At 66.4% G+C, this 15600-nt stretch carries 13 protein-coding genes; 3 read left to right on the top strand and 10 right to left on the bottom strand.

What is annotated here, in order from left to right; translation table 11 throughout:
• Positions 1–33 precede the first annotated feature (33 nt).
• The 10 genes from ACMGG8_RS17220 to ACMGG8_RS17175 all read right to left on the bottom strand — a co-directional run bounded on the left by ACMGG8_RS17220 (position 34) and on the right by ACMGG8_RS17175 (position 11358).
• Positions 34–2433, bottom strand: coding sequence for a TonB-dependent siderophore receptor (locus ACMGG8_RS17220; RefSeq protein ID WP_414157991.1), 2400 nt, complete (start codon positions 2431–2433; stop codon positions 34–36).
• 66 nt (positions 2434–2499) lie between these two features.
• Positions 2500–3447, bottom strand: a complete 948-nt coding sequence (locus ACMGG8_RS17215) for a FecR domain-containing protein (RefSeq protein ID WP_414157990.1) — start codon at positions 3445–3447, stop codon at positions 2500–2502.
• The gene (locus ACMGG8_RS17210) at positions 3444–3953 is read right to left on the bottom strand and encodes a sigma-70 family RNA polymerase sigma factor (RefSeq protein ID WP_060843894.1); all 510 of its coding nucleotides are present in this window, start codon (positions 3951–3953) and stop codon (positions 3444–3446) included. Before ACMGG8_RS17210 ends, ACMGG8_RS17215 begins: the two co-directional genes overlap by 4 nt.
• 186 nt (positions 3954–4139) lie before the next feature.
• Entirely contained in the window at positions 4140–5750 is a 1611-nt protein-coding gene (locus ACMGG8_RS17205) for a gamma-glutamyltransferase family protein (protein WP_060839792.1), read from the bottom strand.
• A gap of 36 nt (positions 5751–5786) precedes the next feature.
• Positions 5787–6566, bottom strand: a complete 780-nt coding sequence (locus tag ACMGG8_RS17200) for an amino acid ABC transporter ATP-binding protein (protein WP_414157989.1) — start codon at positions 6564–6566, stop codon at positions 5787–5789.
• A gap of 2 nt (positions 6567–6568) precedes the next feature.
• The gene (locus ACMGG8_RS17195; protein ID WP_060839794.1) at positions 6569–7342 is read right to left on the bottom strand and encodes an amino acid ABC transporter permease; all 774 of its coding nucleotides are present in this window, start codon (positions 7340–7342) and stop codon (positions 6569–6571) included.
• Positions 7343–7354: 12 nt separating this feature from the next.
• On the bottom strand, positions 7355–8161 hold the full coding sequence (locus tag ACMGG8_RS17190) for an ABC transporter substrate-binding protein (RefSeq protein ID WP_414157988.1): 807 nt from the start codon (positions 8159–8161) through the stop codon (positions 7355–7357).
• A gap of 75 nt (positions 8162–8236) precedes the next feature.
• Positions 8237–8905 (bottom strand): GntR family transcriptional regulator, encoded by a 669-nt coding sequence (locus ACMGG8_RS17185; RefSeq protein WP_060839795.1) that lies wholly within the window; start codon positions 8903–8905, stop codon positions 8237–8239.
• Positions 8906–9175: 270 nt separating this feature from the next.
• Positions 9176–10183, bottom strand: a complete 1008-nt coding sequence (locus tag ACMGG8_RS17180; protein ID WP_102863114.1) for a zinc-dependent alcohol dehydrogenase family protein — start codon at positions 10181–10183, stop codon at positions 9176–9178.
• Positions 10184–10386: 203 nt separating this feature from the next.
• The gene (locus ACMGG8_RS17175; protein ID WP_414157987.1) at positions 10387–11358 is read right to left on the bottom strand and encodes a GNAT family N-acetyltransferase; all 972 of its coding nucleotides are present in this window, start codon (positions 11356–11358) and stop codon (positions 10387–10389) included.
• Between the two features lie 168 nt (positions 11359–11526).
• Here ACMGG8_RS17175 and ACMGG8_RS17170 point away from each other — a divergent pair, with 168 nt between their 5' ends.
• The 3 genes from ACMGG8_RS17170 (at position 11527) to ACMGG8_RS17160 (ending at position 15538) form a co-directional block, all read left to right on the top strand.
• On the top strand, positions 11527–12036 hold the full coding sequence (locus tag ACMGG8_RS17170; protein WP_414157986.1) for a sigma-70 family RNA polymerase sigma factor: 510 nt from the start codon (positions 11527–11529) through the stop codon (positions 12034–12036).
• Positions 12033–13016 carry a DUF4880 domain-containing protein gene (locus ACMGG8_RS17165; RefSeq protein WP_235760059.1) on the top strand — a complete coding sequence of 328 codons (984 nt, stop codon included), beginning with the start codon at positions 12033–12035 and terminating at the stop codon, positions 13014–13016. The genes ACMGG8_RS17170 and ACMGG8_RS17165 overlap by 4 nt, the downstream gene beginning before the upstream one ends.
• A 116-nt stretch (positions 13017–13132) precedes the next feature.
• Positions 13133–15538 (top strand): TonB-dependent siderophore receptor, encoded by a 2406-nt coding sequence (locus tag ACMGG8_RS17160; RefSeq protein ID WP_414157985.1) that lies wholly within the window; start codon positions 13133–13135, stop codon positions 15536–15538.
• The last annotated feature ends 62 nt before the right edge of the window (positions 15539–15600 follow it).

Below are 15600 nucleotides of genomic sequence, written 5' to 3'. Positions count from 1 at the left end.
TGGCCCGCGACTGCGCACTGTTCGAGGACGGCCCTAGAACCCCACCGTCGCCGACACCAGCCAGGTGCGCGGCGTCGACAAGGTCAACCCCGCCGCGCTGTCGGAGGAGCTTGCGGCCGAGGCCCAGTAGGCGGTGTTGAGCACGTTCTCGACACTGGCGCGCAGGGTGATCGGTTTCTTGCCCAGCTCGAAGGCATAGCGCGCCCCCAGATCATAGCGCTCCCAGCCGGGGATTTTCTGCTGGTTGGCCGGATCCAGGTACTGCGAGCTGGAGTGAATCGCCCGCGCGGTCAAGGTCAGGCCGCGCAGGCTGTCGATGTCCCATTCGGCGCCAAGGTTGGCGTTGACCACCGGCGAGCCGGTGCCGCGATTGCCGTCATACAGGCCCTGGCCGGTTTCGGTCTGCACGCTGTCGAGCAGCATCAGCCCGCCCAGCAGGCGCACGCCGTCATGGGGCTCGCCGAAGACATTCAACTCCAGGCCCTGGTTGCGCAACTGACCATCGGGCTTGTAGTTGTTGTTCTCGTCGTAGACATAGGACGGCTGCTGGATGCGAAACAGGCTGGCGCTCATGCCGAAATGGCCCAGGTCGTACTTGGCGCCGACCTCCACCTGTTTGCTGCGATACGGGGCGAACACTTGGTTGGCATTGGTGGCGGTGGTCGGGGCGGTTGCGCCCTGGCTCAGGCCTTCCATGTAGTTGCTGTACAGCGACAGCTGATCGGTGACCTTGACCACCAGGCCCAGGGCCGGGGACAGGGCCTTCTCGTCATTCACCGGTTCTTCGCGCACGCCATCGCTCCAGGTGCTGACCTGGACCCGCTGCAAGCGTGCGCCCAGGGTCAGCAGCACCCGGTCCTCGGCAAGGCTTAAGGTGTCGGCCAGGGCCAGGCTGGTGAAGCGGTTTTCCGTGTGGGTGCTGGTGTCGAGGCGATTGGGACGCCCGGGCAACGGCAGCTCCACCGGGCGGTAGAGGTTGCTGACACCGCGCGAGTAGCGCTCGCCGGCGTTGTCGAAATCCATGTTGAAGCGGTTCAGGCTCAGGTTCACGCTGTGCCCGACCGGCCCGGTCTGAAACCCGCTGCGCAGGCCGATGACGGCGGTCTTGACGTCCTCGTCGCGACGGAAGGTGCGCGGGGTCACGGTGAAGTCGCCGGCGCTGTTGGTCACCTGCACCGCATGGCGCAGAAAGTCGTAGTTGCCTTTGCGCGCCCCCAGGGCGGCGTACACCATCAGTGAATCGCTGAGGTCATACTCGCCGCGCAGCGCGCCGAAGCTGTCCTTGGAATGGGCATAGGTCCAGGACTGGGCGATGTTGTGGCGGATGTCTTCGGCCTTGGGCATTTTCGCCGTGGCCGCCACTTCGACCCGCTCGATCGGCGCGTCGGCGTGACGTTCCTGGTGCCCCAGGTCCAGGGACAGGCGCAGCCGCTCATCGCGCAGGTCGAGGCCGATGACTCCGGTTTCGCGCTGGAGCTGCTGGTGGTCCCACTCGGTGTCGCCGGACTGGCGCACACCATTGAAACGCAGGCCGAAGCGGTTGCCCTCGCCAAAGCGCCGGCCGATGTCCACCGCGCCACCGGTCTGCCCGGCGGACGCATAGAGCGCGGTGAACTCGGTCAGGGGGGTGTCCGCGGCGCGCTTGGGCTCGATGTTGATGCCGCCGCCGACGCTGCCCCGGGGCGCAATCCCGCCCAGCAGCATGCCCGGCCCCTTGAGCACATCCAGGCGCCCGACCATTTCCATGTCGATGGCGTAGGTCGGCAGGATCCCGTACAGGCCGCCGTAGGACACGTCACTGTTGAACAGGCTGAAGCCGCGCACCGAGAACTGCTCGAAACGCCCGCTGGCCGGGTTGGTGGTGCGGACCGAGGGGTCGCTGGCCACGGCGTCGCCCAGGGTTCGCGCCTGCTGGTTCTTCAGCGCCTCGCCGGTGTAGGACGTGAGGTTGAACGGGGTGTCCATGAAATCGCGGTCGCCGAGCAGGCCCTGGCTGCCCTTGCGATCCACCTGGCCCCCGGCATAGGGCTCGCCGCTGACAGGGAGATCGCTGCCGAGAATCGAGGTGGCGGGCAGCGCCAGGCCGCCGGCCTCGGGGACCGGCGCCAGGGTGTAGGCCTGTTCGCCCACCGCGTGCAACTGCAGGCCCGAACCCTGCAGCAGCCGGGCAAAGCCCTCCTGCACCGCGAACTCACCGGAAAGCCCGGGACTGCTGCGCCCTTCGACCAGCCGCGGGTCCACCGCCAGATCGACTCCGGACAGCCCGGCAAAGCGGGTCAGGACAGCGCCCAGGCTGCCGGCCGGCACCTGGTAGCTGCGGCGGCCACCCTCCTCGGCCCAGCTCAAGGGAACCAGCAACGGGCTGGCGCTCAGGCACAGCAGCAGACTCAGACGCAACAAGGGACGCACAGCAGCAGGCATGACGCAGGGCATTGAAGAGGCTCTCTTTTTCGTTCACTTACCTGCAATGACAGGCACCTGGAAAAAAGGGGACAGCCCTCAAGCGAGTTTTTTACGCGAACGCAGCGTGACCCAGAAACGCGTCCGCGCCTGCACCTCCAGCGGCAGGCTGGCGGCCAGCAAGGCCAGCACCCGGTCGGTGTCCTCGACACGGAAACTGCCGGTGACCCGCAGCGCCTCCAACTCCGGGTCCCAACGCAACACGCCGCTGCGGTAACGACTCAACTCGCGCAAAAAATCCCCCAGCGGCTGGTCCTGGGCCAGCAACACCCCTTCGCGCCAACCGGGTATCGCGCTGTCGAAGACCTGCGGCAACCCGGCGCCGGAAGCCTGCAGACTGACCTGCTGCCCGCCGTGCAGGGTCAGGGCCGGCCCCTGCAAGGGCTGCACCTGGACCACGCCGCTGACCACCGAGACCCGACAGCCGAGGCGCTCCTGGCGCACGCAGACTTCGCTCTGGCTGACCCGCACCCGACCGAAGTCGGTGTACAGGGTCAGGGCCGAATGGCCCGGCACCCTGAGCGCGATCTCGCCCTGCACCAGAGTCAGGCGGCGCGCCGCCAGGTCCAGGTCCAGCGCCGTGGCGGTATTGAGTTGCAGGAAACTGCCGTCGGCCAGGGACAGCTGCCTGCGCTCGCCGGTGGCGGTGTGCAGGTCGGCGCGCCACGCCTCCAGGGGCAATTGCCGGCTCAGCCACCAGGCGCTCGGCACCAGCAGCGCCACTCCCAGGCCGCGCTTGAGCAGGGCCCGACGTCCCACTTGCGGGCGGTCGAGGCTGGCCAGGGCCAGGGCCGGGGGCAGTTCGGCGAAACGTTGGCGCAACAGTTGGGCTTTCTGCCAGGCCTGTTCGTGGCTGGCGCAGCGCTCGCGCCATTGTTGCAGGCCCTGCTGGTCGCTCTCGCTGGCGCTGCCGGACTCCAGTAAGGCCAGCCAGCGCGCCGCGGCGCGGGCGACCTGACGCGGATCGCTGCCGGTGGACGAGGTCACAGCTCCACCAGCAGGCAGTGTTCGTAGGCTTGGGCCATGTAGCGCTTGACCGTGCGCTCGCTCACCCGCAGGCGCTCGGCAATCTCGCGGTAACCCAGGCCTTCCAGCTGGCTCCAGAGAAACGCCCGGCGCACCGGATGGGGCAGACCATCGAGCAGCTCGTCCAGGGCCTGCAGCGCTTGCAGGACAATCCAGCGCTGTTCGGGCGAAGGTACGCAGGCCTCGGGCAAGGTCGCCAGGGCGTTGAGGTAGGCCTGTTCGAGGCTGCGCCGCTGATGGAAGTTGATCAGCAAGCGCTTGCCGACGGTCAGCAGGTAGGCCCGCGGCTCCTGCAACTGGGCCAGGGGCTGGGCGCTGCCGAGCACCCGCAGGAAGGTGTCCTGGCTCAGGTCGGCGGCATCCCAGGCGTTGCCCAGGCGTCGCCGCAGCCAGCTTTCAAGCCAACTGCGGTGCTCACGGTACAGGTTGTCGAAGGTGTGCTCCGTTGGCAGTACGGCGTCATTCATGGCAAGGGCACCCGGCGTGGCACGTTAAATCAAATGAGACTCATTCTATTTAATATCGCTCGCCGGCACACCTCCTTTCGTTGCCCTGGTCCTGGCGTGCCCCGCCCCGCTCATGCCCCATCGGCGCACTGGCCAGGTTCAGACCGGCGCCGCGCAGCCGCCTGGCAGTCCCCACGCCACAGCCGGCTACCACAGCGCAATATGGGAGTCCGCCCGGGGCTCGGTGCCGCCACAGAACACGCCGCTGACCGGGTCGCGCAGGATGATCTGGCCGCGTCCGTAGTTGAGCGAGTCGTGGGCGATCTGCACCTGATGGCCGCGCCGGGCCAGGGCGTTGGCCAGATCGCCCGAGGCGCCCTGCTCGATGCCCACGCGCATGTCCCCCAGCCATTGCCAGCGCGGCGCATCCAGTGCGGCCTGCGGGTTGAGGCCGAAATCCACCAGGTTCATGACCATCTGCACATGGCCCTGGGGCTGCATGTAGCCACCCATCACGCCGAACGGCCCGAGGGGCACACCGGCCTGGCTGAGAAAGCCCGGGATGATGGTGTGGAAGGTCTTCTTGCCCGGCGCCAGGGCGTTGGCGTGCGCCGGGTCGAGGCTGAATTCCTGGCCGCGGTTCTGCAGGGCGATGCCGCTGTCCGGTAGCACCACCCCGGAGCCGAAGCCGTGATAGTTGCTCTGGATGAACGACACCATGTTGCCCTCGGCATCCGCCGTGGCCAGGTACACCGTACCGCTGGCATGGGGGTCGCCGGGTTTGGGCGGTTGCGCCTGTTCGGCGATCTGCCCCCGCCGCCGGGCGCTGTAGGCGTCGCTGAGCAGATCGGCCACCGCCACGCGCATGTGCGCCGGGTCGGTGATGTGGTGCAGGCCGTCGCTGTAGGCCAGCTTCATCGCCTCCAGCTGGCGGTGCCAGGTCTGCTGGCTGTCACGCTGGTCGAAGTCGAAGCCTTCGAGGATCTTCAGCGCCATCAGCGCCACCAGCCCCTGGCCGCTGGGAGGGATCTCCCAGACCTGATAGCCGCGGTAATCGACCTTGATCGGTTGCACCCACTGCGCCCTGTAGCCCTCAAGGTCACTGGCCCGCAGGTAGCCGCCGGTGGCCCGGGAATGGGCGTCCAGGCGCTGGGCCAGTTCGCCGCGATAGAAGCTCTCGCACAGGCTGGCCGCCAGTTCCTGCAGGGTCCGCGCCTGGGCCGGGTTGCGAAACACCTCCCCGGCCCGGGGCGCGCGGCCGTCGATCAGGAAGGTGTCGAACCAGGGTTGCAACAGCGGGTCGCGGTGGGGAGCGAACTCCTCCAGGGCGATCTGCCATTGCCGGGCGACCACCGGCGACAGGGGGAAACCGTCCCGGGCCAGTTCAATGGCCGGTTGCAGCAACTGGGCAAAGGGCAGCTTGCCGAAGCGCCGGGACAGTTCGGCCCAGGCCGAGGGGCAGCCCGGCACGGTGACCGGGGTCCAGCCATACAGCGGCATCTGCGCGTGCCCGGCGGCCCGCACCGCCTCGATGCTCAGGGCGGCCGGGGCCTGGCCGTTGGCACTCAGGCCATGCAACTGGCCCTGGGTCCAGACCAGGGCAAAGGCGTCGCCCCCCAAGCCGCAGCCCGTGGGTTCGACCACCGTCAGCACTGCGGCGCTGGCAATCGCGGCGTCGATGGCATTGCCACCGCCACGCATGATCTCGATCCCGGCCTCGGCGGCCAGGGGCTGGGACGCAGCGACCATGCCGCGACGGGCATACACGCTCTGGCGTTGTGAGGCGTAGGGGTACTCATGGGCAGAAAAATTCAGCATGGCAAAGGCTCGTGCAAGGGTTGAGGCCGCAAAAAATCACAGCACGCGGCTGAGAAAGGCTTGGGTCCGCGGGTGGCTGGGGCGGCTGAAGATCTGTTCCGGCGGCCCCTGCTCGATCAGCTCGCCCTGGTCGAGCACCACCACCCGGTCGGCCACCTCCCGGGCAAAGCCCATCTCGTGGGTGACCACCACCATGGTCATGCCCTCTTGTGCCAGCTGCTTCATCACCTGCAGCACCTCGCCCACGGTTTCCGGGTCCAGGGCGCTGGTGGGCTCGTCGAAGAGCATGGCCTGGGGCTTCATCGCCAGGGCCCGGGCGATGGCCACCCGTTGCTGCTGGCCGCCGGACAGCATCGACGGGTAGTGCCCGGCCTTGTCCGCCAGGCCGACCCGGGCGAGCAAGGCCCGGGCCTGCTCCACCGCTTCGGCCCGGGGCACGCCGAGGACCTGGATCGGCGCCTCGATGATGTTTTCCAGGGCCGTCATGTGGGGAAACAGGTTGAAGCGCTGGAACACCATGCCGATGTCCCGGCGCTGGCGGGCGATATTGCGCTCGCTATCGCGCACCAGGCTGCCGTCGACGCGCTCGCGATAGCCCATGGCCCGGCCGTTGACCCGGATCAGCCCGGACTGGATCTGCTCCAGCAGATTGATGCAGCGGATGAAGGTGGTCTTGCCCGAGCCCGAGGCGCCGATCAGCACCACCACTTCACCGCGGCGTACCGACAGGGAAATGCCCTTGAGGATCTGCAGGGCGCCGAACGACTTGTGCAGGTCCCGGGCCTCGATGATCAGGTCTTCACTCTGGTGTGCCATGTTCAACGTCCCCGCAGCAATTTGAAGGTGTGGCGCCCGAACATCCGGTGGCCGGCGGCCGGCGGCGCGGGTCGGTCACTCTGGCCGAAACGCTTTTCCAGCCAGCGCTGGAAGAAGCCCCACAGGGTGGTCAGCAGCAGGAAGTAGAGGGCCACCACCAAGTACAGCTCGAACACCCGGAAGGTCGCCGAAGTGACCATCTGCGTGCTCAGCAGCAGCTCCTGCACGCCGATCACGCTGACCAGGGTGGTGTTCTTGAGCATCACGTTGAACTCGTTGCCCAGGGGCGGAACGATCACCCGGAACGCCTGGGGCAGGACGATGCGCCGCATCAGCTTGGCGAAGGTCATGCCCAGGCAACGCCCGGCCTCATACTGGCCCTTGTCCACGGCGCCGATCCCGGCGCGGATGATCTCCGCCATGTAGGCGCCTTCGTTGAGGCCCAGGGCGATGATCGCCGCCTGGATGTTGCCCGGCACCACCAGGCCGAACAGTTGCAGGTCCTCGAAGCGAAAGATCCCGCCAGCCGCCAGGGCGGTGTAGAGAAAGACGATCTGCACCAGCAACGGCGTGCCGCGCATCAGCCACACGTAAAAACGTACCGGCAGGTGCAGCAAGGGGTTGCGCGACAGGCGCAGCAGCGCCGCCGCCAGCCCCAGGACACAGCCCAGCGCCATGCCCAGGACACTGATCACGCACGTCAGCCAGAGCCCGGTGAGGTACACCCCGCTGGGTTGCAGCAGGTACTGCCAGAACACATCCCAATTGAAATTCATCGCGGCGCTGCCTCAGTTCAGGGTGTCGCTGCTGACCTGCCACTGGCTCAGCAACCGGGCATAGCTGCCGTCGCTGCGCATGTCGTTGATGATCTGCTGCACCGCAGCGCTCAACTGCGCATCGTCCTTGCGGATGCCCAGGCCGGTGAGGATCCGGCTGAAGGCCGGCACCCCTTCCTGAAACAGGTCCGGGGCCATGGCGGCGTAGTAGCCGGCGGTTTCCACGGTGGTGCCGTAGGCGTCCACCTGACGGATACGCAAGGCCTGGAAAGCATCGGTGTCGCTGTTGTAGACCACCAGTGTCATCGGTGCCTTGCCAGCCTGGGCGAGGCTGGCGCTGTGGGCGTCCAGCAGGGTCTTGATGGTCGAGCCATTGAGCACCGCAACCTTGCGCCCGGACAAATCATCCAGGCTCTTGATCGCCTTGGGGTTGCCCTTGGGCACCACCACCGACTGGCTGGAATACATGTAGTTGACGATGTCGATCACTTCGCGCCGTTCGGGCTTGTCGAACAGCTGGTCGACGATCATGTCGCACTGCCGGGCCAGCAGCGCCGGGAGCAACCCGGAGAACGGAATCACCCGCCATTGCACCTCCTTGTTGCCCAGGCGGCGGGCGATTTCCAGGCCCAGGTCGACGCTCAGCCCGCGGGGCTTCTGGGCTTGGTCGAAAGACACCAGGGGCGGTGAATCCATCCCCGAGCAATAGGTGAGCTTGTCGACCTGTTGCAGGCGCTCCGGCACCTGGGGCGCGGCGGCGGCCCACTGTGCACAGAGTCCCAGGGATACGGCCACCAGCAAGGCGCGGCGTTTATGCATGACCAGACACTCCACTTCGTTGAACAACGGGGGCAGGATTCAAAGTCAACACAAGGGGCGGGCTCGGGCCCGCTTCTATTGTTCCGTTTGCAGAAACTGGATCAGCGCCGGCACCGTGCCCTCGATGTGCTCGCGCACCACCGCTTCGGCACGCTCGGCATCGCCGGCGCGAATCGCATCGAGGATCACCGCGTGCTCCTGGCGGGCGCTGAGGGGTTTTTCGCCGTGTTGCAGCCACAGGCGCATGGGCGCCTCCACCAGCGAATAGAGGGCCGAGATCTGCTTCATCAGCCGGGGCCGGCCGCTGAGGCTGCACAGGTATTCATGGAAGGCCCGATGGCGGCTGACCCACTCGGCGCTCTCGTCGCGGTAGTCGTCCATCTCGTCCAGCAGCCGTTCCAGGGCCGCCAGCTGGCGCTCGCCGATACGCCCCACCGCCACCCGCACCGCCAGGCCTTCGAGGGCGCTGCGCATCTCGAACACTTCGTGCAGCTCTTCGATGTCCAGGCCGCTGACCACCGCCCCGCGATTGGGCCGCAGGGTCACCAGGCCCTGGGCATCGAGGCGGCGAAAGGCTTCGCGCACCGGCATGCGGCTCATGCCGATCTCGCTGGCGATGTCCTCGGCGATCAGCCGGTCGCCCTTGCGGTAGCGGCCGCCGCAGATCGCCTCCAGGAGAAAGTTGTAGGCCTCCTCCTCGGCGGTCAGCGGCTGGCGGTCAACGTAGGCGGGAGCGAATTGCATAGAGGCACCTTTTGTATTTTTGTATCCAATTATCCATAGATACAAAAAAGCAGAATGCGTGCCAGCTTGGCGCAAGCGGACTCAAGTCATTGATTTGCCGAACCAGTGCTCGATGAGCAGGAAGGTGCCAGGAGCGCGGCCAAGGCCAGGCTGCTACGAAAACGCGCAGGCCGTGAGTCAAAGTGGGGCATACAGGTTGCGCCCGGTAACAAGCGCCATCGGGGCTGCGGCAACCCCCGGAGCCACCCGGGCGTTGCCGCGATCAACGCCTCAGAACGTCAGGCAGATTTTCCCCAGGTGCGCGCCCGAGGCTTCATGGGCGAAGGCCTTGGCGATCTCTGCCAGGGGGAAGGTGCTGTCGATCACCGGCTTGATGCCGGTGGCTTCCAGGCCACGGACCATCTCGATCTGCTGCTGGCGGCTGCCGACGATCAGGCCCTGCAGGCGTTGTTGCTTGGCCATCAACGCCGCCGTCGGCACCGGGCCGGACCAGCCGGTGAGCACGCCGATCAGGGCGATATGCCCGCCGATGCGGCAGGCCGTGATCGACTGCGGCAAGGTGCCCGGGCCGCCGACTTCCACCACGTGATCGACGCCGCGCCCGCCGGTGAGCCTGAGCACTTCGTTGCCCCACTCAGGCTGGGTGCGGTAGTTGATGGTGTGGTCGGCTCCCAGTTCGCGGACCCTGGCCAGCTTGGCGTCCGAGGACGAGGTGGCAATCACCGTGGCGCCCATGGCCTTGGCCAGTTGCAGGGCGAAGATCGACACCCCGCCGGTGCCCAGCACCAGCACGGTTTCCCCGGCCTTGAGCGCGCCATCCACCACCAGCGCGCGCCAGGCGGTCAGGCCGGCGGTGGTCAGGGTCGCGGCTTCGGCGTGGCTGTAGCCTTGGGGCGCGTGGGTGAACCAGTGGCTGGGCTGGATCACCACTTCACGGGCGTAGCCGTCGACGCCATCGCCCGGGGTGGTGCTGAAATCGGCAATCGCCGGGCCGCCATCGTGCCAATGGGGGAAGAAGCAGGACACCACCGCATCGCCGACCTTGAACTCGCTGACGCCCTCGCCCACCGCTTCCACCACCCCGGCACCGTCGGCCATGGGAATCCGCCCATCAGCAGTCGGCAGCGCGCCGGTGACCACGGCGTAATCGTGGAAATTCAGGGAACAGGCATGCAGGCGCACGCGGATCTGCCCGGCGCCGGGTTGCCCGGGATCGGCCAGCTCCACGGTTTTCAGGTTGTCCAGGGATGCCGGCAGGCTGAGCTTGATGGCTTGCATGGAATGGGTCTCCACAGATCGATAATTGTCCAGGGGGCTAACCCTACCACCAATACCGGCGATCTGTAGCCGCTGCCGCAGGCTGCGAACGGCTCCGCAGGAGACGCAGGTTTTCAGTGCCGCTAGAGGCTCGGCTCGGAACTGCCAAGCAAGGCCCTGCGGGCCTTTGCGCAGCTTCGCAGGCTCGGCAGCGGCGACAACCCTCAGCGAGTTCCGTCGCGTTCCACCCGCCTGGCCCGCACAAAACACTGCTCGGTCACCGTCGCGCCCCACTGGTCGCCCACCTGCTCCTGCGCCAATACGAAGCCGTGTTGCTCATACAGCGTGCGCGCCGCGTCCAGGCCCTTGAAGGTCCACAAGCGGGTGGCGGCAAAGCCCCACTGGTCGCAGAACGCCAGGGCCTCGCCCAGCAGTCGCCGGCCCAGCCCTCGACCGCGGGCAGCATCGTCGAGGATGAAGCAACGCAGGATCGCCTCACCGCCCTCGCCTTCCCCATCGATGGCGATGGACCCGACGATCCGCTCGCCCCGCAGCGCCACCCAGACCTGGTTGCGCGGGTTGTGCAAACGCCCCATCAGCTCGGCCATGTCCGCCGCCACCAGGCTTTCGAAGGGCTGACCGAACCCGGCCCGGGCGGCGTAGTAGCAGGCATGCATTTCGGCAATGCGGCCAATCACCCCCGGCCGGTAGCCAGGGGCTATGGACCAGCACTCGGGCGGCTCGGGCGCCTCGCCCAGACGCACCGCACGCAATGCCCGGGCGTAGTCGGCGATGCCTGTCGAGGCGCAAAGCTGCTGGTCCGCGCTCAGGTGCGCCAGGGCCGCGGCCACCTGGGCCTGGGCAAAACGCTCGATACCGGCCAGGGTCTGGCGTCCCTGGGCGGTGAGGTGCAGCCGCTTCGAGCGGGCATCCTGCGCATCGGCCTGTTCGCCGATCTCGCCCGCCTCCACCAGCTTGCGCACCAACCGGCTGACGCTGGATTTCTCCAGGCCCAGCAGCGTCACCAGGTCACTGGCGGTCAAGGCATTGCCCTGGCCGATTTCCAGCAGCGCGTGCACCGCCGAGGGCGGGTAGTCGGTGGCGGCCAGGGTGCTGTGCATGAAGCCCAGCTCGCGAACCATCTGCCGGGAAGCCTGGCGCAATTGAGGGATGAAACCTGCGGATGGGCTCGACATAAGCGTGACCTCGTTCGTGGACTTTTTAGTTGTAGATTACAACTATATAGCCGACAAGCCCGATGTGCTCGGGCCCTGGTCGGCAGCGATAAAAACTCGAGCGCGCACTAATGAGAAGCATTACCATAAACACCCTTTTCGCCCGCCTCGGTCCCGGAACCTCTATCGATGGTGCCCAATTCTTCGCTACAGCACGCCGTGGGCGAGCTCTACGTCCAGCATCACAACTGGGTGGTGCAGTTGCTGCGGCGCAAGCTCGGCAACCAGGACCAGGCCCTGGACCTGGCGCAGGACACCTTCCTGCGCATTCTGCGCAGCGAGCAACTGCCGCTGTTGCGTGAACCCCGGGCCTACCTCAATACCGTGGCCAGCCGCCTGTGCGGCCAGTATTTCCGCCGTCAGGCCCTGGAGCGCGCCTACCTGGAATCCCTGGCGCAGCTGGAGCCACAGCACCAGCCTTCGCCGGAAACCCGCCTGCTGGTGCTCGAAGCCCTGGACGCCGTGGGCCAGGTACTGGATGGCCTGGGCACCCGGGTGCGCGAAGTGTTCTTGCTGTCCCAGCTCGAAGGCCTGACCTACCCGCAGATTGCCGAGCGCCTGCAGCTCTCGGTCAACGTGGTGCAGAAAGCCATGCTCAAGGCCTACCGCCATTGCTACGCGGCGGTGTACCCGGGATGAACGCCTTCCAGCCGGTGGACGATCAGGGCGCCGTGGAACAGCAGGTCCTGGACCAGGCCCTGGAGTGGCTGGTGTTGCTGCAATCGGGCATCAGCAACCCCGAGCAGCAGGCCGCCTGCCTGGCCTGGCGCCGGGCCGAGCGGCAACACGAACTGGCCTGGCAACGCCTGGTCGGCATCGGCCAGGACCTGCGTGACAGCACCCGCAGCCTGCCCGCGCCCCGTGCCCGGCAGCTGCTGCAGGCCCGCAGCCACCCCGGGCGGCGCACCCTGCTCAAGGGCATCGTCGGCCTCGGCGTGGTGGCCGCCAGCAGCTGGAGCGTGCGTGAACGGCTGCTGTTGCCGCAGTTGTTCAGCGACTACCACACCAGCACCGGCGAGCGCCGCCAACTGCAACTGGCCACGGGCGCCAGCCTGCAACTGGACACCCGCACCAGCCTCGATCAGCAGCACAGCCCCCTGGGCCTGCAACTGCGGCTCAACACTGGCCGCCTGCTGTTGACCCTGGGCAACGCCGCGCCGCTGCGGATCGTCACCGCCGATGCGTGGATACTGCTGGCGCCCCAGTCGCAACTGATCCTCAGCGTCGGCTGGCCGGGCAGCCACGGCACCCGGGCACAGGTGCTCGCCGGCAGCGGCTCGCTCAGTAACGCCCAGCACCCCGCGCTGAGCCTGGGCGCGGGCCAGCAAGTGGAAATCAACCAGCAGCGGATCGGCGCCCTGACCACAGTGCCCGCCACCGCCAGTGCCTGGACCCAGGGCCTGCTGATCGCCGAGCGCCAGCCCCTGGGCGAGGTGATCGCCGAGCTCGACCGCTATCGCCCGGGCCTCTTGCGCTGCGCCGCCGAGGTCGCCGGGTTGCGCGTCTCCGGCTCGTTCTCCCTGGACCAGCCGGACGCCAGCCTCGACCTGTTGGCCAAGACCCTGCCGATTCGCATCCGGCGGGTGATGGGTTACTGGGCCACCGTGGAGGCCAGCTGATTTTTTCCGTTTTTTTTCCGAAGCGGCGGCAGTTTTTTCAATCTCGTGCATCAAGACCAGGGAAGAAGCTGGAAAACAGCTCAGCGCCAACCCTTCTCAACCCACGGATTTCCCTTATGCACATTCGCCTTACGCCCCTTGCCGCGGCCTTGCGCCCGGTGTTCATCGGCCTGTCCATCGCCAGCACCAGCCTGCCGCTGATGGCCGCCGAAGCCGGCGCCGCCGTGACCGACCGCCAGCAGCGCGACTACGCCATCGCCCCGGGCAACCTGGACCAGGTGCTGGGCGCCTTCGGCCAGCAATCGGCAAGCATGATCGCCATCGATGCCAGCCTCAGCGCCGGCAAGCGCAGCACCGGCCTCAATGGCCGTTTCAGCGTGGACGAAGGCCTGCAGCGCCTGCTCAAACCCCTGGGCCTGCAAGCCGTGGCCGAGGGCGCGGGCTATCGGGTGGTCCAGGCCAGCGGCGGTGAACGGGTCGAGCTGGGGGCGACCACGGTCAGCGCCAACCAGTTGGGCAGCGTTACCGAAGGCACCGGTTCCTATACCCCAGGCACCATCGCCACCGCCACCCGGCTGGTGCTGACCCCGCGGCAAACCCCGCAGTCGATCTCGGTGGTGACCCGCCAGGTGATGGATGACTTTGGCCTCACGGCAATAGACGACGTGATGCGCCACACGCCGGGTATCACCGTATCCACCTACGACAGCGAACGCACCAACTACTATTCCCGCGGTTTCTCCATCGTCAATTTCCAGTACGACGGCATCCCGACCCTGCGTGACGCCCAGTACTCGGCCGGCCAGACCATGACCGACATGGCGCTGTACGACCGCGTCGAAGTGCTCAAGGGCGCGACCGGCCTGCTGACCGGCGCCGGCGGTCCTGGCGGCACCATCAACCTGATCCGCAAGAAGCCCACGTCCGAGTTCAAGAGCAGCATCGAGCTCGGCGCCGGCTCCTGGGACAACTATCGCACCCAGATTGATGTCAGCGGGCCGCTGACCGACTCCGGCAACGTCCGCGGCCGGGCGGTGGCCGCCTACCAAGACAAGAAATCGTTTCTTGATCACTACCAGCGCAAGACCAATGTCTACTACGGCATCCTTGAATTCGACCTGTCACCGGACACCCTGCTGACCCTGGGTGCCGACTATCAGGACAGCGACCCGAAGGGCTCGAGCTGGACCGGCACACGTACCGTCTATGACCCGGACGGCAATTATCTGAACCTGCCTCGCTCGTTCAACAATGGTCCGAAGTGGAGCAGTTGGGAACAATACACCCGTACCGTGTTCGCCACCCTGGAGCACAACTTCGACAATGGCTGGGTCGCCAAGACCCAGTACAACCACCAGATCAACGGCTATAACGCGCCCCTGGGCTACGTCTCCCAGGACACCGCTACCACCAGTTCGATCTACGCTCGCAAATACACTGGCGAAACCACCAGTGACAGCCTCGACGTCTATGCATCCGGACCTTTCGAACTCTTCGGTCGAGAACACCAGCTGGTAGTGGGCCAGTCCCTGTCGATCTCGGAATGGAAGGGCAAGGACTATTCCGACGCCACCTATTTCGACAACGCCTATGACTTCTACAACTGGCACGGCGAAGCCATCGAGCCCCTGTGGAACCAGCCGACCAAGATCAACGATGAAACCACGCGCCAGACCGGCACCTACATCACCGGCCGCTTCAGCCTGATGGACGACCTGTCGCTGCTGCTCGGCACCCGCGTCGCCAATTTCCAGGTCACCGGTACCAGCGACACCAAGGAGAGCGGCAAGGTAGTGCCCTATGCCGGCCTGGTCTACGACCTCCACGACAATGTCTCCGCCTACGCCAGCTACACCGAGATTTTCCAACCGCAAACCCAGTACCGTGACCGCACGCGCAAGATGCTCGAACCCAACGAAGGGAAAAACTACGAGATCGGGCTCAAGGGCGAGTTCTTCGACGGTCGCCTGAACTCCAGCCTCGCCTACTTCGAGGTACACGAGGAAAACCGTCCAATCGCCGACACCCTCTACAACTCCAATCCTGGGGTCGACTTCTCCTATATCGCCACCAAGACCAAGACCAAGGGCTACGAAGCGGAGATATCCGGTGAGCTGCGTCCTGGCTGGCAATTGCAGGCCGGCTATACCCACAAGGTCAGCCGTGATGCCGACGGGGTGAAGGTGGCCACCTGGGAACCGCAAGATCAGCTCAGTTTCTATAGCAGCTACAAGCTCGGCGGCAGCCTCGACAAACTGACCCTGGGCGGTGGCGCCCGCTGGCAGGGTGAGGGCTGGCAAACGCTGTACAACCGTGGCAAGGACCGTTACGAAAAGTTCTCCCAGGACCCGTTCTGGCTAGTGGATCTGATGGCGCGCTACCAAGTCACCGACAACCTTTCGGCGACCCTGAACGTCAACAACCTGTTCGACAAGTCGTACTACACCAACATCGGTTTCTATGACTCGGCCTACTACGGTGACCCACGCAATGTGATGGTGACCACTCGCTGGGACTTCTAAGACCTAGTCCCCCAATCGGTGCACCCTGCCCAATCGGGCAGGGTCGGGCCGCTGACAATCAC

This window comes from Pseudomonas sp. BNK-45, from assembly GCF_047456255.1.
In the GTDB taxonomy this organism is placed as follows: Bacteria; Pseudomonadota; Gammaproteobacteria; order Pseudomonadales; family Pseudomonadaceae; genus Aquipseudomonas.
The sequence above is the reverse complement of the archived record's forward strand: the minus strand, read 5'-3'. Positions and strand labels throughout refer to the sequence as shown.